At 62.9% G+C, this 19,232-nt stretch carries 19 protein-coding genes; 7 read left to right on the forward strand and 12 right to left on the reverse strand.

Annotated features, from left to right (window positions below; genetic code table 11):
* Positions 1-68: 68 nt before the first annotated feature.
* Both pncA and NKI20_RS10175 read left to right on the forward strand, forming a co-directional pair.
* Positions 69-683: a bifunctional nicotinamidase/pyrazinamidase gene (gene pncA / locus NKI20_RS10170; RefSeq protein ID WP_352728337.1), complete on the forward strand. Its 615-nt coding sequence runs from the start codon at positions 69-71 to the stop codon at positions 681-683.
* Positions 684-934: 251 nt separating this feature from the next.
* Positions 935-2,302 carry a sodium:proton antiporter gene (locus tag NKI20_RS10175; RefSeq protein ID WP_352830205.1) on the forward strand — a complete coding sequence of 456 codons (1,368 nt, stop codon included), beginning with the start codon at positions 935-937 and terminating at the stop codon, positions 2,300-2,302.
* Here NKI20_RS10175 and NKI20_RS10180 read toward each other — a convergent pair whose 3' ends face one another.
* From NKI20_RS10180 to gcvA, 8 genes are all read right to left on the reverse strand, one after another.
* Positions 2,303-3,022, reverse strand: a complete 720-nt coding sequence (locus tag NKI20_RS10180) for an ABC transporter ATP-binding protein (RefSeq protein ID WP_352728340.1) — start codon at positions 3,020-3,022, stop codon at positions 2,303-2,305.
* Complete coding sequence (locus NKI20_RS10185; protein WP_352830208.1) at positions 3,019-3,744, reverse strand: ABC transporter ATP-binding protein; 726 nt, start codon at positions 3,742-3,744, stop codon at positions 3,019-3,021. Before NKI20_RS10185 ends, NKI20_RS10180 begins: the two co-directional genes overlap by 4 nt.
* Positions 3,741-4,703, reverse strand: a complete 963-nt coding sequence (locus tag NKI20_RS10190) for a branched-chain amino acid ABC transporter permease (RefSeq protein WP_352830211.1) — start codon at positions 4,701-4,703, stop codon at positions 3,741-3,743. Before NKI20_RS10190 ends, NKI20_RS10185 begins: the two co-directional genes overlap by 4 nt.
* On the reverse strand, positions 4,700-5,581 hold the full coding sequence (locus NKI20_RS10195) for a branched-chain amino acid ABC transporter permease (protein ID WP_023761411.1): 882 nt from the start codon (positions 5,579-5,581) through the stop codon (positions 4,700-4,702). Before NKI20_RS10195 ends, NKI20_RS10190 begins: the two co-directional genes overlap by 4 nt.
* A gap of 217 nt (positions 5,582-5,798) precedes the next feature.
* Positions 5,799-7,103 (reverse strand): ABC transporter substrate-binding protein, encoded by a 1,305-nt coding sequence (locus tag NKI20_RS10200; RefSeq protein WP_352830214.1) that lies wholly within the window; start codon positions 7,101-7,103, stop codon positions 5,799-5,801.
* Positions 7,104-7,256: 153 nt separating this feature from the next.
* The gene (locus tag NKI20_RS10205) at positions 7,257-8,705 is read right to left on the reverse strand and encodes a hypothetical protein (protein ID WP_352830218.1); all 1,449 of its coding nucleotides are present in this window, start codon (positions 8,703-8,705) and stop codon (positions 7,257-7,259) included.
* Between the two features lie 197 nt (positions 8,706-8,902).
* Positions 8,903-10,207: a nicotinate phosphoribosyltransferase gene (pncB, locus tag NKI20_RS10210; RefSeq protein WP_352830221.1), complete on the reverse strand. Its 1,305-nt coding sequence runs from the start codon at positions 10,205-10,207 to the stop codon at positions 8,903-8,905.
* A 151-nt stretch (positions 10,208-10,358) separates the two neighbouring features.
* Positions 10,359-11,333, reverse strand: a complete 975-nt coding sequence (gene gcvA, locus NKI20_RS10215; RefSeq protein WP_352601694.1) for a transcriptional regulator GcvA — start codon at positions 11,331-11,333, stop codon at positions 10,359-10,361.
* A gap of 267 nt (positions 11,334-11,600) precedes the next feature.
* Here gcvA and speB point away from each other — a divergent pair, with 267 nt between their 5' ends.
* The 5 genes from speB to NKI20_RS10240 all read left to right on the forward strand — a co-directional run bounded on the left by speB (position 11,601) and on the right by NKI20_RS10240 (position 15,524).
* Positions 11,601-12,662 carry an agmatinase gene (speB, locus tag NKI20_RS10220; RefSeq protein WP_352830225.1) on the forward strand — a complete coding sequence of 354 codons (1,062 nt, stop codon included), beginning with the start codon at positions 11,601-11,603 and terminating at the stop codon, positions 12,660-12,662.
* Between the two features lie 79 nt (positions 12,663-12,741).
* Positions 12,742-13,548 carry a transporter substrate-binding domain-containing protein gene (locus NKI20_RS10225; RefSeq protein ID WP_352830228.1) on the forward strand — a complete coding sequence of 269 codons (807 nt, stop codon included), beginning with the start codon at positions 12,742-12,744 and terminating at the stop codon, positions 13,546-13,548.
* A 6-nt stretch (positions 13,549-13,554) separates the two neighbouring features.
* Positions 13,555-14,211 carry an amino acid ABC transporter permease gene (locus NKI20_RS10230; protein ID WP_352830230.1) on the forward strand — a complete coding sequence of 219 codons (657 nt, stop codon included), beginning with the start codon at positions 13,555-13,557 and terminating at the stop codon, positions 14,209-14,211.
* Entirely contained in the window at positions 14,208-14,855 is a 648-nt protein-coding gene (locus tag NKI20_RS10235) for an amino acid ABC transporter permease (RefSeq protein WP_352830232.1), read from the forward strand. The genes NKI20_RS10230 and NKI20_RS10235 overlap by 4 nt, the downstream gene beginning before the upstream one ends.
* A 234-nt stretch (positions 14,856-15,089) precedes the next feature.
* Positions 15,090-15,524, forward strand: coding sequence for an FKBP-type peptidyl-prolyl cis-trans isomerase (locus tag NKI20_RS10240; protein ID WP_352601684.1), 435 nt, complete (start codon positions 15,090-15,092; stop codon positions 15,522-15,524).
* 206 nt (positions 15,525-15,730) lie between these two features.
* On the opposite strand, the gene NKI20_RS10245 is transcribed toward NKI20_RS10240, so the two are convergent.
* From NKI20_RS10245 to NKI20_RS33700, 4 genes are read right to left on the reverse strand one after another with little or no spacing between them, the layout of a single operon-like run.
* Positions 15,731-16,624: an aldose 1-epimerase gene (locus NKI20_RS10245; protein ID WP_352601682.1), complete on the reverse strand. Its 894-nt coding sequence runs from the start codon at positions 16,622-16,624 to the stop codon at positions 15,731-15,733.
* Positions 16,625-17,425: a FadR/GntR family transcriptional regulator gene (locus NKI20_RS10250; protein WP_352830235.1), complete on the reverse strand. Its 801-nt coding sequence runs from the start codon at positions 17,423-17,425 to the stop codon at positions 16,625-16,627. It abuts the gene before it with no gap.
* Positions 17,426-17,427: 2 nt separating this feature from the next.
* Positions 17,428-18,429, reverse strand: coding sequence for an ABC transporter permease (locus tag NKI20_RS10255; protein ID WP_352601678.1), 1,002 nt, complete (start codon positions 18,427-18,429; stop codon positions 17,428-17,430).
* A complete protein-coding gene (locus NKI20_RS33700) occupies positions 18,426-19,229 on the reverse strand; it encodes an ATP-binding cassette domain-containing protein (protein WP_502898072.1) in 804 nt (267 codons plus the stop codon). The genes NKI20_RS10255 and NKI20_RS33700 overlap by 4 nt, the downstream gene beginning before the upstream one ends.
* Between the last annotated feature and the right edge of the window lie 3 nt (positions 19,230-19,232).

The following is a 19,232-nucleotide window of genomic DNA, read 5'->3' on the forward strand; positions in this document are numbered from 1 at the left end:
CAAGTTTCTGCGTCCGGTCGCGTCAGCGGCATTTTCCACTGGAGCCTGCATACGGAAGAGGAAAGCCCATGGCCGACGAAGCGCTTGTCGTCATCGACCTGCAAAACGATTTTTGTCCGGGCGGCGCGCTGGCGGTTGCCGGCGGCGACGAGATCGTGCCGCTGGTCAACGACCTGATCCGGCATGCCGATCACGTCGTGCTGACGCAGGACTGGCACCCCGCCGGCCATTCCAGCTTTGCTTCCAGCCATCCGGGCGCGCAGCCTTTTACAATGATCGAAATGCCCTATGGCCAGCAGACGCTGTGGCCCGACCATTGCATCCAGGGCAGCCTGGGCTCTGATTTCCATTCCGGCCTTGCCTGGACCAAGGCCGAACTCGTCATCCGCAAGGGATTTCGGCCCGATATCGACAGCTATTCGGCCTTTTTCGAGAATGACCGCAAGACACAAACCGGTCTTGGCGGCTATCTCCGGGAACGCGGCATCGGCACGCTGACCCTGGTCGGGCTGGCGACCGATTTCTGCGTCGCCTTCTCGGCGCTGGACGCCGTCAGCCAGGGTTTCAAGACCACCGTCAGGCTCGATGCCTGCCGTGGCATCGATCTCAACGGTTCGCTCGATACAATGCTGCACCGCATGCGCGACGCCGGGGTGACGCTCGAAGACCCCTTGTCGGACTGAACGGATCCTTGGGAAAGAGCCCCCTCACCCGGATTGCCAACCGAATTACGAAGGGTAATTCGGGGCAATCCGACCTCTCCCCAAGGGGAGAGGAGTTCGCTGGCGCCGACGCCTGCCTCTTCTCCCCGGCGGGGAGAAGGTGGCCGCGCAGCGGTCGGATGAGGGGGCCTTTCTCATGCGCTATCCGCCTCTATCCCGTGAATGCCTGGGCGGCATGCATTATAGCGGTTTTCGCAATACTATTTCCTGGAATGGCTTTTGCTGCCGAAGACCACGGCCTGCCCGGTGCCGCGATGTCGCTGTGGTGGGCGCTGCCCTTCACCGGACTGCTTTTGTCGATCGCCACCGGCCCGCTGCTGTTCCCTCATGCCTGGGAGCATCACTACGGCAAGATCGCGGGCCTGTGGGCGGCGCTGGTGATCGTGCCGCTGGCCCTTGCCTTCGGCGTCCCCTCGGCGACCGAGGCGGTGTTGCATGCGCTGCTTACCGAATACATGTCGTTCATCATCCTGCTGTTTGCACTGTTCACCATTTCAGGCGGCATTCTGGTCGCCGGCAACATTCATGGGACGCCGCTGGTCAATGCCGGGCTGTTGCTGGTCGGTGCACTGCTCGCCTCGGTCATCGGCACGACCGGCGCCTCGATGATCCTGATCCGGCCGATCCTGCGCGCCAACGACGCCAGGCCGTTCAACGCCCATGTCGTGATCTTCTTCATCTTCCTGGTCTCCAACATCGGCGGTTCGCTGACGCCTTTGGGCGACCCGCCACTGTTCATCGGCTTCCTGCGCGGTGTCGACTTCTTCTGGACGACTGCCAATCTCTATCGCGAAACGCTGTTCGTCGGCGGTCTCGTGCTGGCCGTCTTCCTAGGCATCGATATCGTCCTGCACCGGCGCGAGGCTGGCGCGCCAAAGATCAAGGATCCGACACCGGATACGGAGGTGCGTCTGCGCGGCCTGGCCAATCTTCCACTGCTGGCCGGCGTGATCGGTGCCATCCTGCTGTCGGCGGCCTGGAAGCCGGGCGTGAGCTTTTCCGCCCTCGGGGTGAGTCTCGAGCTGCAGAACCTGGTGCGCGACGCCACCATCCTGGCGCTCGCCTTCCTTTCGCTCGCCGTCTCGCGCAAGAGCCACCGCGAGGCGAACGGCTTTAATTGGGGACCGATCGCGGAAGTCGCAAAGCTGTTTGCCGGCATCTTCATATGCATCGTGCCGGTCGTCGCCATCTTGAGAGCCGGACATGACGGCGCGCTGGCGCCCCTGGTCGCCCTCGTCACTTCGTCCTCGGGCACGCCCGACGACCTCGCCTATTTCTGGCTGACCGGCGCGCTGTCGTCCTTCCTCGACAATGCACCGACCTATCTGGTGTTCTTCGAGCTTGCCGGCGGCGACCCACGGCACCTGATGACGGAATTCGCCTCGACTCTGGCGGCGATCTCGGCCGGCGCGGTGTTCATGGGCGCGAACACCTATATCGGCAATGCGCCGAACTTCATGGTCTACGCCATAGCCCGACATCGAGGCGTGAAGATGCCGGGCTTTTTCGGCTATATGGCATGGTCCGGCCTGGTACTGATCCCGACATTCCTGATCGCGGGTTTTCTGTTTTTCGGCTGATCACCCGACACCGACATAGCGTCGCACCGCCGACGGGTCGGCGCGCAGCTCTGCGACATCGACCGTCTCGCGATTGCGGCCGTTTTCGATGAAGGCAACGCGGTCGGCGACCGAAAGCACCGCGTCGACACGCTGTTCGACCAGAATGGTCGAGACGCCCATCTCGCGCAATTGCGACACCGTCTCGCGGATCTTGGCGATCATCGACGGCATCAGCCCTTCGGTCGGCTCGTCGAGCAGCAGTACCTGTGGTTCGAGGCACAGCGCACGCGCCATCGCCAGCATCTGCTGTTCGCCGCCGGACAGCGTACCGGAGCGTTGCCTCAGCCGCTGGCGCAGCAATGGAAAAAGGTCGAGGACGTTTTCCCGCACGGCCTTGCCCTTGCCACGCGCCATCAGGCCGATCTCGAGGTTTTCGGCCACCGTCATCTCGGCGAACAGCCGCCTTCCCTGCGGCACATAGGCGACCCCGGCCTTGGGCACCTCGTGCGCCGGCAGTCCGGTCAATTCCTTGCCATCGAGCCTGATCGAGCCGGCGCTTGATGGGACCAGCCCCATGATGGCCTTGAGCGTCGTCGTCTTGCCGGCGCCGTTGCGGCCGAACAGGCACAGCACCTCGCCCTTGTTCAGCACCAGGTCTAGTCCATAGAGCACCTGGACCTCGCCATAGAAGCAGTCGAGCCCCGCGATTGCCAATGCTTCGGACTTCGTCTCCGTCATGGGGCCGTCCCCAGATAGGCTTCCTGCACCGCCGCATTCTCGCGGATCGCTTCCGGCGTGCCTTCGGCGAGAATCCTGCCGGCGTTGAAGACGGTGATGCGGTCGGCCAGTTGCATGACGACAGGCATGTTGTGCTCGATCAAAAGCACGGTGGCGTTTTTGGCGATCTCGCGCACCAGCTCAATGAAATTGTCGATCTCACTGTCGGCAAGGCCTTGCGTCGGTTCATCGAGGATCAGCAGGCGCGGCTTCAGTGCCAGGCCCATCGCCACTTCCAGTAGGCGCTGGTGGCCATAGGACAACTGCCCGGTCGGCATGTGGGCACGATCGGCCAGCCCCGTGCGTTCGAGCGCCGCCATGACGCCTGCCCGCACCGCACCCTTCGAGCGGTCATCGCTCAGGGTCCGCTGCACCGGCAGCGCGACATTGTCGTAGGCGGAAAGATTGGCAAAGACGCTGGTGATCTGGAACGTGTAGGCGATGCCCTGGCGAACCCTGATATAGGCCGGCTCGCTGGTGATGTCGGCACCGTCGAAGATTATCATGCCGGAAGATGGCTGGATGCGGCCGCTGACCAGGCTGACGAAAGTGGTCTTCCCCGCCCCGTTCGGGCCGATGACGGCGCGGATTTCGCCCGGCATCAGCTCGAAATCGACGCCGTCGACGGCACGCAGGCCGCCGAAGTTCCGCGACAGGCCCTTGGTGGTCAAAAGCGGCATCATGGCAGCCATCCGAGCCAGCGCTGCCGGATGCTGCCCAGAATGCCCATGGGGAAAAACAGCACCAGCAGGATCAGGGCGATGCCGACGATCAGCAGATAGGCCGAGGTGTAGCCGCTGGTGATGTCGATGACATAATACATGAACAGCGTGCCGATCAGCGGCCCGAGTGTCGTGGCCGCACCCCCGAGCAGCACCCAGAGCAGCGGCAGGATCGAATACTGCACCGAAGCGAAGCTCGACCCGACATAGCCGAACAGCAGGGCATAGGCGGCGCCCGAAGCAGCGCAGATAGTGCCGGAGATGACGACCGCGGCGAGTTTGTTGGAGAACGTGTCGTAGCCGAGCATCTTCGTCCGCTCCTCGTTCTCGCGGATGGCGACCAGCACGCGGCCATATCTGGAGCGGACGATCGCCAATGTGACAAGCAGCACGAGCGAGAACAGCGCCAGCGCCGTCATATAGCGCCCGGTCGGATTGGTGAGATCGAGCGATCTCGAGCCGAAAGCAAGCACCCGTGCCGGTTGCGGCACGACCATGCCCTGGTCGCCACCGGTCCATGTCGCGAAGTAGAGAATGAGGAGGTAGAAGACCTGGGCGAACATCATGGTGACGATCATAAAGGCGACACCCGTGGTGCGCAGCGCCAACAGGCCTATCGCCAGCGCCAGCACTGCCCCGCAGGCGATCCCGCCAAGGAAGGCCAGTGGCACGCTCCAGCCGAGATGGATGACGGCAAGGCCGGCGCCATAGAGCCCGGCGGCAAAGAACATGGCGTGGCCGAGGCTGAGCAGGCCGACATAGCCGAACAGCATGTTGTAGCCCATGGCAAAGACCGCCAGCACCATGATGCGAGCGAGCAGGCCGTGATAATAGTCCGGCAGCAGGAAGCTCAGCACGAAGAGCAGGGCGATGACGCCGAGATGCAGGGCATAGGCTTTTGCCGGCGAAGCTTCGCTCATCGCGACGCCGTCCCGAACAGGCCTTGCGGGCGGAACACCAGCACCATGGCCACCAGCAGCGTGGCGATGATCTTGGCCAGCGTCGGCGAGAAGAACATCGAGATGATGCCGTCGGACAGGCCGATCAGCACGGCGGCGACGACGGTTCCGCGCAGCGAGCCGAGGCCACCGATGATGACGACGATGAAGGACAGCAGCAGCGGGTCCTGTCCCATCAGATAATGCGCCTGGCTGATCGGCACGATCAGCACCGCGGCAACGGCCGCCAGCATGGCGCCGAGCGCGAAGACGCCGCCATAGACGCGACCGACGGGAATGCCGAAGGCCTGCGCCGTCTCGCTGTCATACTGCGTGGCGCGCATGATGAGGCCGATCTTGGTCCGCGTCAGCACCAGCCATGTCGCGACCAGAAGTAGCGCGGAAGCGGCGATAATGGACAGCTTGTAGCCGGAATAGCCGAACCATGGCAAAAGGATGCGGTAGCTGAACGGCGGCTCTACCGGCCGCGCCTCCGGACCGTAGAAGGTCAGCGCCAACTGCTGGATGATGTAGAGCATGCCGATGGTGGCAACGATGGTGGCTTCCGGATTGTAGTTGAGCCGGCGCAGCACCAAGCGTTCGGCGACCAGCGCGATAGCGCCGACGATCAGCGGCGCAATCACCAATGCAGCCAGGAAGCCGAGTGCCGGGTGGCCGCCGATCGCCGTGGTGATCGCCCAGGCGAGCACGGCACCCAGCATGAAGAACTCGCCATGCGCGACATTGACGACGCGCATGACGCCGAACACCAGCGACAAACCAAGCGCAGTCAGCGCCAGCACGGCGGAGGTGACGAGGCCTTCGAGGGCGGCGAGGAGGAGGTGAGGACCGAAGTGCATCGGTTACACGCCTAGGGTAGGCGCGAGGCGCACCCCCCTCTGCCCTGCCGGGCATCTCCCCCTCAAGGGGGGAGATTGGCTGTCACCACCGCTTTCGGTAATCGCCGAGGCCGGTAGGCAATCACCTTCGCAAAAACTGCCAATCTCCCCCCTTGAGGGGGAGATGTCCGGCAGGACAGAGGGGGGTGGCTTGGCGCTCACGCTGGCTGAGATAAGCTCACAGCGCCTGCGTCGTATAATCCCCCTCGGCCTCGTAAAGCCCGTCCTCGATCTTAGTCTTGTGCACGACTTTCAGCTTGCCGCCCTCGACCTTGGAGATGTTCTGGATGCCGAAGCACTGGTGGATCTTGCCATTGAAAGTTTTGGGTCCCTGCGGGTGCTCGGGTCCTTCGGCGAATTCGGTCAGCGCCTCGGTCGCCTCGACCAGCTTGGCTCGGTCTTCCGGTCCCTTGTAGCCGGCGTCTTCCATCGCTTTCTTGACGACGTAGAGCGTCTCCCAGCAGCCGAACATATGGGCCGCGGTCGAGACGTCCTTTGGGTCGCCGACGGCGGCACCATTGTCGTCGATGCCGACGGCGGCGCGGTAGGCCTTTTGCGCCTCGGAATCGTCTGGCTGCGCATAGCGCGGCGAGCCTTCCCAGAAATGGCTGCCATCGAGGAATTCGAGGCCGGGGCTGTTGATGTCGGTGGCTTCGAGCGAATCGATGAAACCGAACAATTGCGGCCGGTTGGAGCCGTAGAATTCGCCGAGTTCCTTGACGAAGGTGAGCACCGCCGGCCCGACCATGACGTGATAGAGCACCTCGGTCTCGGCCGGGATCTGCGGGAAGTACTTGGTGAAGGAGGATTCCGTCGGCGGGATGGCGATCTGGGCGATGACGTCGGCGCCTTGCGCCTTCAGCGCCGGCGGCAGGTAGTCGCGATGGTCGTAGCCGAAGGCGAAATCCGGGAAGATCATGGTGACCTTCTTGCCGACATTGCCTGCAATCCACGGCGCCATTGCCTGGATCTGGCTCTTCACATCGGTGATCCCAGGCTGGAAGACATACCGGTTCAGCTTGGTCGAGGCGACATGATGGCCTTCGCTGACGACGAAATACGGGATCTTGGCTTCGCCGGCAGCCGGCGCCGAACCGATGACGACGTGCGAGAACAGCGTGCCGAAGACGATGTCGGTCTTGTGATGCGTGGCGAACTTGCCGACCACCTCGGCGCCACGGCCGGGATCGGTGCCGTCATCCTCGATGATCACCTCGACCTGGCGGCCATTGATGCCGCCGGCAGCGTTGATCGCCTTGACCGCGGCAGCCGTGGTCTTCTCGTACCAGCGGCCATAGGCAGCGCCGATGCCGGTGCGGTGCGACTGGAAGCCGATCTTGATCGGCGCCGAACTCTGCGCCTGGGAATAGCGTACGAAGCCGGGGGCGGTGACCAGGCCGGCGGTGGCAGCCAGACCCTTCAGCGCCGTACGGCGGGTGAGCGCAGTCTTGGAGAGGTCGAAAAATCCATTCTTGTCAGCCATGTTCGTTCCCCTGTTTTTCAGTCTTGACCAACGATAAGGCGGCTTAGGCACCCTCTCTCAGAGGACGCGAAAAATTGCATGTGTACAAACTAAATCACCAAAGCCTTGATGTGGCAAGCGAGCTTCCCCGACGATATCGAGGCCGCCGTTTTCTCATCCGGCGGTCGGCGTGGCAAGCAACCAGAGGCCGAAGACGGTGTAGGCGATCATCAGCAAGGTAAGCGGGAACTGGCTGAGCGCGGCGCGGGAAGGCTGCAGGTGCAGGCGCCAGGCGAAGCCGTGGGCGACCAGGACGGCGAGCACATGGCCTGATATGATGGTGCCGGCCTGTACATTCCACAGCCACCACGCCGAGTCCGCCCCGGCAACGATGCCGGCCTCGATCTGCATGTCGGCGGTGCCGAACAGGTTCCAGCCCAGCGCGAACGGATCGGAAAGTGCCGCAAGCGCATATTGGCCGTCGACGAGCAGCGCTGTCAGATAATGAGCGACATGATAGGCGAGCGCGATCGGCACGATCGACCAGACCAGCAGGCCAGCCGCCTGGCCGAGGGTATGATCGCTGCCGGCGAGACGCTGGCCGAGCCGGACGGCAAGCAGGAACACCGCCGCCAGCAGCACGAATGTCAGCACCAACCCGAACGTGCCGCTGCCGATCACCGCGGTGCGGCCGGGAAATTCGAGCGGATTGATGCCGAACAGGCCAAGCCAGAAGAACGTCTTGGACAAGCCGTCGAACGATACCGACGACAGGGCCAGCAGCAGGAAGGCGATGCCGCTCGTCGGCAATGGCTCGGCCGCGAGCAATTTGGCGCCCGGCCAGCACAGGCCAAGCCGGCCGTTCTCATCGCGCTCTACAATCGCGAAGCGCGCCACCATCGAGAAGAAGACCGTCAGGAATTCGCCGCTGCGGCTCCAGGCACGATAGCCGAATACCAGCATCGCAAGGAAGGTGAGCAGCCAGTAAAGGCCCGCGGCTGAGGCCAGCCGCACCGGATCGTCAGGCGCCGGATCGATGAGTTCGAACCAGGCAAAGGCGAAGAACAGTATCACTGCCGACCAGTAGCCAAGCCATCGAGGGTATTGCCACCTTCCCTCGTCGTCCCCGCCCAACAGGCGCGAGACCAGGCGCCATGGCCCGTACCACGGGTTGAGCCATGACCAGAGATCGCCGAAGACGCCTTGCAACAGCGCGACGCCGGCCCACAGCAATGTCCAGATCACCAGCGGCAACGGGTTGGAGAGCGGGTCGCGGCTGCCGGAAAATCCGGCGGCGATCAGGAGTGCAAAGCCGGCAAAGGATATCAGGCTGACGGCAGTGCGGACGCTGTCGCCGAAGGTGAATAGCGGCAGGCGCCGGCGCCAGAAACGATCGAGCCAATCCACCGGCAGCAGCGCCAGCACGAGGAAACTGACGGCAACGGCGAACGCGCCGCCGACCAGGTAGTAGCCCGTCGGCAGGAGCAGGACATGGCCACGGTCGGAGGCGTGCGCGAAGGCGGGGGTGGGGAGAGATGCAGATAAGCAGATGAAGCTTGTCTTTAAGAGGCGACAACCTTCGCCGCAGCGATCCTTCACACCCCCCTCTGGCCTGCCGGCCATCTCCCCCGCAAGGGGGGAGATCGGATGTCGCCCAGCCTTTCGCCAATTTCCAGCATCGGAGAAAAAGGCGGACTGGTCGAAGCGGCCAATCTCCCCCCTTGCGGGGGAGATGTCCGGCAGGACAGAGGGGGGTGGGCGGGAACTCAACCTATCCGAGATTTCATCTTTGCCGGCGATGCTAGATCCTTCGCGGTTTCTCACACCTTGACCAGTTGTTCCACGCGGTCCTTCTCCCCGAAAATCCGCAGATACCGCTCGATCTCTTTCTCATCTCCGGTCGCCTTGGCCGGATTGTCGGAGAGCTTGACCGCCGGCCTGCCATTGGCCTCGGTGACCTTGCAGACCAGCGATATGGCGTCGAGGCTGTTGGTTTCGGTCGGCGCGCAGCCTTCGAAATCATTGGTCAAATTGGTGCCCCAGCCGAAGGACATGCGCACCTTGCCTTTGAAGTGGCGGTAGGTCTCCTCGATTGTCTCGACCTCGAGCCCATCGGAGAAGATCAGCAGCTTCTGGCGGGGATCCTTGCCCTTGTCGCGCCACCACGACAGGATCTTCTCGCCGCCCTCGATAGGCGGGGCGCTGTCGGGACGGAAACCGGTCCAGTCGGCCACCCAGTCCGGTGCGTCGCGCAGGAACGACGCGGTGCCGAAGGCGTCGGGCAGCACGATCAGCAGATTGCCGCCATAGTAGCGCTGCCAGTCCTGCAGCACCTTGTAGGGCGACTGTTTCAGCTCTTTTTCGGAATTGGCCAGCGCCGCGAATACCATCGGCAGTTCATGCGCGTTGGTGCCGAGCGCTTCGAGGTCGTTGTCCATCGCCAGAAGCACGTTGGAGGTGCCGGTGAACGCCTCGCCGATACCTTCCTTCAGCGCTTCGACGCACCAGCGCTGCCACAGGAAGGAATGCCGCCGGCGCGTGCCGAAGTCTGAGATGCGAATCCCGGGCAGCGCTTTCAGCCGCTCGGTCTTGGCCCACATCTTGGCCTTGGCGCGGGCATAGAGCACATCGAGCGCGAATGGCCCGAACGCCCGCATGGCGGCGCGAGATCGGAGTTCGTTGATGATCGCCAGCGCCGGGATCTCCCACAGAGTGGTGTACATCCACGGCCCGTTGAAGGTCAGTTCATATTGCCTGTCCCGCTTCGACAGCTCGTATTCGGGCAGCCGGAAACCTTCGAGCCAGGCGAGAAACTCCGGCTCGAAGATCTGCTTGCGGCCGTAGAAATTGTTACCGGCAAGCCAGATCATTTCCTTCTTGGAGAAGCGCAACGTGCGGGCATGATCGAGCTGTTCGCGCAATTCGCCCTCATCGATCACGTCCGCGAGGCGAACCGAAGTGGTGCGGTTGATCAGCGAGAAGGTGGTCTCGACCTTGGGGTACATGCCCCAGATCATCTGCAGCATCAAAAGCTTGTAGAAATCCGTGTCGAGCAGGCTGCGCACGATCGGATCGAGCTTCCAAGTGTGGTTGTAGACCCGCCGCGCAATATCGGTCTTAGCCATGTTTCAACACCGCCTTTGCTGCCTGCAATCCACAACCGCGACAGGCCTCATAGCATCGAATTCGCCAGAACGCTGCCCGGTTTCAGGCTGGCCCGACAAAAAGAGAGCCCTGTGGAGGCGGAAGCCCACCGATGGCCACCGCAAGCCGCTGTCAGGTTCCGGTTTTGGCACCGATGACCCTGAGCGCCGGACGCTTGCGGCGGCTGACGATGCGGCCGGCCACCGGCGCGTCGGCGCGGCCGTCATCCCCGGCCTTCTCGGCAAACAGCCAATCGATGAACACCTGCACGATCGGCGTCGCCCTCATTTCGTTGCGACAGACGACATAAAAGTCGTCGACCGCCGGCACCGACAGGCTGAACGGCGCGACCAGCATACCCCTGGCCAGCAGCGCGCTCGCCGTCACGGAATCGCCCAGCGCCACGCCATGGCCATGCACCGCCGCCTCGGTCGCCATGCGTGCATCGCCAAGATGATGGCGGCGGCCTCGCTCCAGGTCCAGCGCATCGGCGGCCGCCAGCCATGTGTGCCATTCGCGGCCATCGTCGCCATGCAGGAAGACATGGTCGGCGAGATCCCTGACGCTGCGGATCGGACGGTTGTTGATCAAGGTCGGGCTGACCACGGGAAACAGCTCGAGGCCCGACCATTTGCGCATCCAGCAATCGGCCCAGCTGCCGTCGCCATAATGCACGCAGACGTCGATGTTCGGCGCCCGCAAATCCCTGGGGTCGTTGGAGGGAATAAGCGTCAGACTTATGTCGGGATATTGCGCCATGAAACTGCCGAGCCGCGGTGTCATCCACAGCAACAGCAGCGCCGGCACGCAGGAGACCGAAAGTGTGCCGCTGCTCGCCGGCCTTGTCATGCGCTGGGTGGCGGTCGCGATGCTGTCGAAGGCCGTCGAGACCGCCGGCAAAAGTTCGGCGCCATGCGGCGTCAGTTTGACCCGCTGACCGACCCGCTCGAACAGCTTGACGCCGAGCGACTGCTCGAGTGCCTTGATCTGGTGGCTGATCGCGCCATGCGTGACATTCAGTTCACTCGCCGCCTTGGTCAGCGAGCCATGGCGGGCCGTTGCCTCGAAGGCACGCAGCGGATTGAGAGGCGGCAGCCGATTGCCCATGAGCATCCATTGAAGCACGATCCCGAAAAGTGGAGGCCGGTTTTCGGATGAGATCGTGCGCACAGTTTATTGTGAGATTTTCTCACAGAGAACACGCTAACATTATCATTTGATTTTTCAATGGGGCTGCCAGACACTTGAGCCCGGAACAGCTTCAAGACGTGAAATCTGCAGGCAGCCAGCGCGACAGCGACCCGCCCGGATGACGGTCGGCTCGCCAGGCATCGCCAACGGTCGCACTGCATCAGCCCGGCAGGAGGAGCGGATATGGGATTCGATCGCGGCAAACTCGATGCGTTGCGTCGCAAGTATGGTGAAAGCCATGGCGGCGAAATGTTCGACCCGAAGTTCCGCAAGGTCGCCGACAAGATCTTTTCCAAGAGCGGCACGCGGCTGGCGCCCTATTCCGGCATCCCGACCTTCCTCGCCGCACCTTACCGCGAAATAGCAGCCGACAATCCGGATTTCGGCGATTTGCAGGTGGCGATGATCGGCGTGCCGATGGATCTCGGCGTCACCAACCGGCCGGGCGCGCGCTTCGGGCCAAGGGCGCTGCGCGCCATCGAGCGCATCGGCCCCTACAATCACGTGCTGGAATGCGCGCCGACGCATGAGCTCAGGGTCGCCGATATCGGCGATACGCCGTTTCGCAGCCGCTACCGGCTGGAGGTCAGCCATGAAGACATCGAGCACCGCACCAACCAGATCGTCGATGCCGGCGTCATTCCATTGTCTGTGGGCGGCGACCATTCGATCAGCCATCCGATCCTGAAGGCCGTCGGCAAGAAGGCTCCGGTCGGGCTGATCCACATCGATGCCCATTGCGACACCAGTGGTCTGTTCGACATGACCAAATTCCACCATGGCGGGCCGTTCCGCAACGCCGTGCTCGATGGCGTGCTCGATCCGACGCGCACGATCCAGATCGGCATTCGCGGCTCGGCCGAATATCTGTGGGAGTTCACCTATGAGTCCGGCATGACGGTGGTCCATGCCGAGGAGGTGACCGGTCTCGGCATTCCCGCCATCATCGAGAAGGCGCGCAAGATCGTCGGCGACGGGCCGACCTACATTTCCTTCGACATCGATAGCGTCGATCCGGCCTTCGCGCCCGGCACCGGCACGCCGGAAGTCGGCGGGCTGACGACGCGCGAAGTGCTTGAATTGCTGCGCGGCCTCAAGGGCCTCAACATCGTCGGCGGCGATGTCGTCGAGGTGGCGCCGCAATACGACGCCACCACCAACACGGCGCATGCCGGCGCACAGGTGCTGTTCGAGATCCTGAGCCTGATGGTGTTCAGCCCGGCTGTTACCGGCAAGGGAACCTGACGTTCAGAAAGCAAAGGCGGCCGCCGTACTGGAGCCGGCGGCCGACCCAAACAAACAAAGCTTCCAGAGGGGAATAAAAATGACGATCCGAAAGACATTTGCATCCATTGCCGCCATGCTCGTGCTCAGCACCGCTGGTCTCTCATTCGCCACGCAGGCCGCCAGCGCCGATGCGCTGGCAGATATCACCAAGGCCGGCGCCATCAATGTCGGCGTCTTCGCCGATTTCCCGCCCTTCTCCTCGGCCAGCGCCGATATGAGCCTCAAGGGCTATGACATGGATGTCGCGCAATACATTGCCGATACGCTCAAGGTGAAGCTCAATCCTGTCGCCGTCACCGGCCAGAACCGCATCCCGTATCTGAACGACCATCGCGTCGACCTCTTGATGAGCGTCGGCTATTCGAAGGAGCGCGAGCAGGTGATCGACTTCGCTGTCGCCTACGCGCCCTACTACATCGCCGTCATCGGTCCGGCGGCACTTTCGGTCAAGGGCAAGGAAGACCTTGCCGACAAGTCGATCGCCGTCAACCGCGGCACGCTGGAAGACACCTCGCTCACCGAGGCAGCGCCGGCGTCGGCCGACATCAAGCGCTTCGACAACTACAATTCGGTGATCCAGGCCTTCATCTCGGGCCAGACGCAATTGATGGTCGTCGGCAACGATGTCGGCGCGCAGGTGCTGGCCAAGCAGGACGCGCTGAAGCCCGAGCAGAAGTTCCAGCTCCTGACCTCGCCCTCCCATATCGGTCTCAACAAGAATGAGGACAGCCTGAAGAAGGCGGTCAACGATGCCGTTGCCAAGATGCTGGCGGACGGCAAGCTCGACGAAAGCTCGAAAGCCTGGCTGAAGACGCCGCTCAATCCCGACAATCTCAAGGATTGAGTTTCCGTGGCCTTTGCCTGGCTTCCAGGTGCCGTCGGCGATATAGCGCGCGGCGCGGCCACGACGATCCTGTTGATCGCCGTGACCACGCTGGCGGGAACGTTCCTCAGCATCCTGGGTGCCGCGGGGCGCCGCAACGGCCCGGTGCTGCTCAAGCGGGCCATCGCCTGGTATGTCGAGATCATCCGCAACACGCCGTTCCTGGTGCAGCTGTTCTTCATCTTCTTCGGCCTGCCCAGCCTTGGCATCAGGCTCGATCCGGTGCTGGCCGCCATCCTGGCGATGACGCTCAACATGGCGGCCTACACCATCGAGATCGTCGGCGCCGGGCTTGACGCCGTGCCTGGCGGACAGACGGAAGCAGCCCTGGCACTTGGGCTGCGGCCACGTCAGGTGTTCATCAAGATCGTGCTGCCCCAGGCGCTCAAAGTGATCTTTCCGGCGCTGACCAGCCAAATCGTCATCATGATGCTGGAGTCCGCCGTCGTGTCGCAGATCGCAGTGCGCGAGCTGACCTACGAGGCCGACATGCTGCAGGCGCGCACCTTCCGTTCCTTCGAGACCTATCTGGTCGTGACCTTGGTTTATCTCTTGATGTCGATGGCATTGCGCCGGCTGCTGGTGTCAGGTGGACGCCGCATCCTGGGGGCCGGCGTGTCATGATCGAATTCACCTTCTGGGACATCGTGCGCAACCTGCTGCTCGCCGCCCGCTGGACGGTGCTGCTATCGCTGGCGGCCTTCATCGGCGGCGGCATCGTCGGCCTGGTCGTGCTGCTCTTCAGGATCGCGAAGAATAAGTGGAGCCGGCGCGTCGCCTCCGGCTATATCGCCCTGTTCCAGGGGACGCCGCTTTTGATGCAGCTGTTCCTGATGTTCTTCGGTCTGCCGATGCTGGGCCTGCGCATCGAGCCATGGACGGCGGCGGTGCTCGGCCTGACCTTCTTCGCCAGCGCCTATCTCGCCGAAATCTGGCGCTCCGGCGTCGCCGCCCTGCCGCTAGGCCAATGGGACGCCGGCGCCAGCCTCGGCCTGCACTACCTGCAGGAACTCAGGCTGATCATCCTGCCGCAGGCGTTTTCGATCACCCGCGCGCCGACAGTCGGTTTCCTGGTGCAGCTCATCAAATCGACGGCGCTGACCTCGATCATCGGCTTCGAGGAACTGGTGCGCACCTCCAACGCCATCAACAACGCCACCTTCGAACCGTTCAAGGTCTACGGGCTGGTGGCGCTGATCTTCTTCGTCATGTGCTTTCCGCTGACGCAGTACGCGCGGAAGCTCGAAAAGCGGGCTATGGCGCATTGAGGCCGAATGCACGTTGACATTGCGGGCTGAAGATCGCCGGCAGTATCATCGCACAGGCAGCACGCGAATGAAGGCGACGCATGGGGAAGCCAGTCGGCAGCTCTAGCGCTTTACATCTGCAGCCGAGTACCTAGTTTTAAAGCTTCGCACCGTGCACCTTCGTGCGTGGATGATCGAGAACGGGACCGTGAGCTCTGGCCGGCCCCATCAAAAACTTCCGAAAGGATGACTGCTATGACACAGGCCAAGAATGGCGACACCGTGCGCATCAACTATACTGGACGTCTGGCCGACGGCACTCAATTCGATGCTTCCGGCAGCGAACCGCTGCAATTCACGCTGGGTGAAGGGCAACTGATCCCTGGCCTTGAAACCCAGGTCGAGGGCATGGAGGTGGGTGCGAAAAGCACCGTCAAAGTTCCCGCCGAGGCCGGCTATGGGCCACACCGCCCTGAAGCGGTCATGACCATCGATCGCGCCAAGGTGCCAGACAACATCAACGTCGATGTCGGCACTCGATTGCAGGTTAGAACCGGCGACGGGCGCCCCATGCCTGTAACGGTCGTCGGCGCGGACGACTCCAGCGTCAAGCTCGACGGCAATCATCCGTTGGCCGGTAAGGACCTGGTGTTCGATGTTGAACTGGTCGAGATCGTTCAGGCGGCGTAGTTTCGGCGTCAACGGGATGAATCATGGCTGAAAGTTTGAGTCACCGGTTCGACTCAACCCGCAGCGCGAAGAATATGACGGTCGCCGAGCAACGGGCGGCCGTCCCATATCAATGTCCGAACACCAGCGGCGGCGCCAGGCGATCCCGCCGCAACAGCGCCAGAAGCAGCGCGCCGCCACGGCCAGCCGGGCGGCCGCTGTTGCCTTTACTTCGGTATAGGCAAAGACGAGACACGGAAGCTGCAACCTGCCACCAGGCTCTCGCCAGGGCCAAGCACCGTCAATCCATTCCATTTGTCGATCGAGCCGCGGTTGTGAGCATCGACGACATGACTTATCGGCTCGAAACAGAAGAAGTCGCTCGCCTGCGATGGCGAATAGACCTGGTAGAAGTTCAAAGGCGGCGACGCTTCGATCCTGAGGCCGCAATTTTGCTCCGGCCAACATATGGAAGCGACGCCGTCCCAGCCGGCGAAGGCATTGTTTATCCATCCGACCGGCAAGGCAGTCGGCGTGCCGAAATCCCAATCGGGACGGGTTTTGACATCCACGAACCCGTCGGGAAGATGGTCGGGCCGTTCGAGGCAGACCTGTGACGCCGGGGCGTGAAGCGTTGTCCGTGAGGTTCTGGGCAACCATGGATGAACGCCAAGCCCGAACGGAAGCCTGACCGTCGCGCGGTTGACGATTTGAAGCAGCAGTTCGAGCGCCTGTCCAGTCAGCGCGTAGCTCACCTCCGCGCGGTACCGGTACGGGCCGGGTCCCCCGCTGGTCAGCGACAGCCTGGCATGGTCCGGCGTCAGGCTGTCGACATCCCATGCTTTTGAAAATCCATTGCCGTGAATGGGAAACGGCTCGCCGGCAAGGTTGGGAAGCAGTTCGTGAAAATTGGCGTCGAAGGTGAAGCCACCGCTCGAGATGCGATTTGACCATGGCAGGAGCAAATTGCAGGCGAGATCGAAGGGGTTCGAACTCCCGTGCTCCGGCCATGGCCTGAACAGCGGCACGCGGCCATGGTCGAACCGCGCCAGACCTGCCCCAAGCGAAGGAACAATCTCGGCGGACAGGTCGCCGCTTCGAATTTCAATGGTCTCGATCATTCAGGAGGTATCGGCCTTGGCAGCGGCGGCCGGCTGTTGATGGCGACCCTTGCGGGCGACAGCGAGAAGGTCATTCGACGCGATGCCGATCAGCGCTTTCATCTGGTCATGCGCGTCGTCGACCCTACGCATGCGGATGGCCTCCAGCACGTCGCCATGCGCGCTCAGCGTCTGCTGGTAATTGGCGGTGGCCGATGTGGTCAATCGGAAGGAGAAGCTCAGCGCCGCGGCAAGCATGTTGCCGAGATTGGCGAAAACCGGGTTGCGGCTGGCGCGCAGGATGGCGGTATGAAAGCGGACGTCGGCGTCGAGACAGGCGGCGAGGTCATCCTCCGGCGCTATCCGCATGGCCTCATAGGCGGCTTCGATCACAGCGAGATCGCCCGAGGTCGCCATCTTTGCCGCAAGCTGCGCGGCAGCTGGCTCGATGACCAGCCGCGCCTCGATCAAGCCGCGAACAAAATCGAGATCGGGCTCGATATCGCGCATCCATTCGAGAACCTGCGCATCCAGCCTGTTCCATTCGCTCGACACACGCACGCGGGTGCCTGCCCGCTTGCGCGCCTCGATCAATCCCTTGGCCGAAAGCGTCAGCAGCGCATCGCGAAGCGCTGTGCGGCTGGCGCCGTAGATGACACACAGTTCAGCCTCGGTCGGCAGCAGCGCGTGCTGTGCATAGGTGCCGGCGAGAATGCGCTGTCCGAGATCGCGGGCGATACGATCCTTCAGGGATGACGTGGCGCCATCCCCGGCGGACGGATCCTGCTTGCCTTGACCAGTCGAAGCGGTCGCCGCGTCCATCGTCATGTCCTGTTCAAGTGGTACTCGGCAATCACCACAGCAAGGATCAGCAGCGAGCCTTTTGCAAGCAATTGATAAAAGGTTGGTACCGACGTCAGTATCATTCCGTTGTTGAGCACGCCAATGATGGCGACGCCGAGCAGCGCGCCGACAATCGTTCCCTTGCCGCCCTGCAAGGCGCAGCCACCCAGCACCGCCGCTGTAATGGCCTCGAGTTCCAGGCCCTGCGATCCGGATACAGGCTGCCCCGAGCCGGTGCGGGCAGCCAGCAGGATCCCGGCCAGACCGGCGGCAACGCCACTCATGATGTAGATGCCGACGCGGTAGCGGTTGATGTTGATGCCGGAGAAGCGGGCGACAACGGGATTGCCGCCGAGCGCATAGATGTTGCGGCCGACGATCGAGCGCGCCAGGAAGAGATGGAACACGATCGCAGTCAGAACAAGAATCCAGATCAGCAGCGGCAGGCCGAGGATCCGCCCGATGCCTATGAACCGGAACGTGTCGCTGAAGATGGCGATCGACTGGCCATCGGACATGATGAAGGCGATACCCCGAAAAATAGCCATGGTGCCGAGCGTGGCAATGACCGCATTGACCCGTCCGTAGGTGATGATGATGCCGTTGACGAGACCGGCAAGACCGCCAAGCACCAGGCCGGCAACGATGCCCGCCGAGGGCGACCCGGTCGCCTGGATGGCCATTGCAGTCGATACGGTGGTCAGGCCGACAGTGGCGCCGACGGCGATATCGAGGCCGCCGGCGACAATGACAACGGTCTGGCTCATCGCCAACACGCCGAGGATGGTGATGCCGAGACCGATGTTGAGCAGGTTTCGGCTGGAGAAAAACACATCGCCGCGCAGCGAACCGAAGATGACGACGAGAATGGCGAGCGCGACCAGCAGGCTGATGTTGTGAACGCCGAGGCGCTCCACTAGGCGCGAGGAAGCCCCCCTGGCGCCGGTCTGCGCTTTCGAGGCGCGAAGCTCGAGGCTGTTCATTGGATGTGGTCTCCGAGCGCTGGTGCCGATTGCGGCATGGCGTGTTTGAGGATCGTCGCCTCGTCGATGTCGGGCCGGGACAATTCGGCGGTGATGCGGCCTCCCGCCATGACCAGAACCCTGTCGGCGAGGCCGATGAGTTCCGGCATTTCCGAAGAGATCAGGATGATGCCGATCCCGCTTGCCGCGAGTTCATCGATCAGCCGATAGATTTCCGCCTTGGCGCCGATGTCGATGCCGCGGGTCGGTTCGTCCAGGATGAGCAGCATCGGCTGCCGGGCAAGCCAGCGCGCCAGAACGACTTTCTGCTGGTTGCCGCCCGACAGCTTTGAAACCTCTTCGTCGAGATTGGGAGCCTTGATCGACATCTTGGCTGCCAGCGGCGAGACAATCTCCAGCGCCTTGCGCCGGTTGAAGAAGCCGAAGCTCGACGTCTTGTCGGGCACGCAAAGTGCCGCGTTGTCGAGAATGCTTCTAAAAAGGAGCAGCGCCTCGTGCTTGCGGTCTTCCGGAGCAAAGCCAATGCCGGCGACGATTGCCGCATGCGGACTGTTGGCGAGAACCGACACGCCATTCATGACTATGGTTCCAGCGAGGCGGCGGTCATAGCCGACAATCGCCTTTGCCAGTTCGGATCGGCCCGCACCCATGAGGCCGGCGATGCCGAGCACCTCGCCTCGGCGAACCCTGAGGCTGACATCGCTGACGCGGTCGGTGCTCAGGCCCGCCACGTCCAGCAACAGTTGTCCCGCCCGCCACGTCTCGCGCGTGAACAGGTCGGCTATGTCGCGGCCGACCATGAG

The sequence above is a fragment of the Mesorhizobium sp. M0830 genome (genome assembly GCF_040319965.1).
Classification (GTDB): Bacteria; Pseudomonadota; Alphaproteobacteria; order Rhizobiales; family Rhizobiaceae; genus Mesorhizobium.

Bases quoted from the DNA above. Each gene is read 5' to 3' on its own strand.
- NKI20_RS10235 (WP_352830232.1), top strand. From the start codon at position 14,208: ATGATCGAATTCACCTTCTGGGACATCGTGCGCAACCTGCTGCTCGCC.
- NKI20_RS10175 (WP_352830205.1), top strand. From the start codon at position 935: ATGGCTTTTGCTGCCGAAGACCACGGCCTGCCCGGTGCCGCGATGTCG.
- NKI20_RS10245 (WP_352601682.1), bottom strand. From the start codon at position 16,624: ATGATCGAGACCATTGAAATTCGAAGCGGCGACCTGTCCGCCGAGATT.
- gcvA (WP_352601694.1), bottom strand. From the start codon at position 11,333: ATGGGCAATCGGCTGCCGCCTCTCAATCCGCTGCGTGCCTTCGAGGCA.
- pncA (WP_352728337.1), top strand. From the start codon at position 69: ATGGCCGACGAAGCGCTTGTCGTCATCGACCTGCAAAACGATTTTTGT.
- NKI20_RS10255 (WP_352601678.1), bottom strand. From the start codon at position 18,429: ATGAACAGCCTCGAGCTTCGCGCCTCGAAAGCGCAGACCGGCGCCAGG.
- NKI20_RS10200 (WP_352830214.1), bottom strand. From the start codon at position 7,103: ATGGCTGACAAGAATGGATTTTTCGACCTCTCCAAGACTGCGCTCACC.
- NKI20_RS10180 (WP_352728340.1), bottom strand. From the start codon at position 3,022: ATGACGGAGACGAAGTCCGAAGCATTGGCAATCGCGGGGCTCGACTGC.
- NKI20_RS10250 (WP_352830235.1), bottom strand. From the start codon at position 17,425: ATGGACGCGGCGACCGCTTCGACTGGTCAAGGCAAGCAGGATCCGTCC.
- NKI20_RS33700 (WP_502898072.1), bottom strand. From the start codon at position 19,229: ATGGTCGGCCGCGACATAGCCGACCTGTTCACGCGCGAGACGTGGCGG.
- NKI20_RS10195 (WP_023761411.1), bottom strand. From the start codon at position 5,581: ATGCACTTCGGTCCTCACCTCCTCCTCGCCGCCCTCGAAGGCCTCGTC.
- NKI20_RS10225 (WP_352830228.1), top strand. From the start codon at position 12,742: ATGACGATCCGAAAGACATTTGCATCCATTGCCGCCATGCTCGTGCTC.
- NKI20_RS10185 (WP_352830208.1), bottom strand. From the start codon at position 3,744: ATGATGCCGCTTTTGACCACCAAGGGCCTGTCGCGGAACTTCGGCGGC.
- NKI20_RS10240 (WP_352601684.1), top strand. From the start codon at position 15,090: ATGACACAGGCCAAGAATGGCGACACCGTGCGCATCAACTATACTGGA.
- NKI20_RS10190 (WP_352830211.1), bottom strand. From the start codon at position 4,703: ATGAGCGAAGCTTCGCCGGCAAAAGCCTATGCCCTGCATCTCGGCGTC.
- NKI20_RS10205 (WP_352830218.1), bottom strand. From the start codon at position 8,705: ATGGCCGGCAGGCCAGAGGGGGGTGTGAAGGATCGCTGCGGCGAAGGT.
- pncB (WP_352830221.1), bottom strand. From the start codon at position 10,207: ATGGCTAAGACCGATATTGCGCGGCGGGTCTACAACCACACTTGGAAG.
- speB (WP_352830225.1), top strand. From the start codon at position 11,601: ATGGGATTCGATCGCGGCAAACTCGATGCGTTGCGTCGCAAGTATGGT.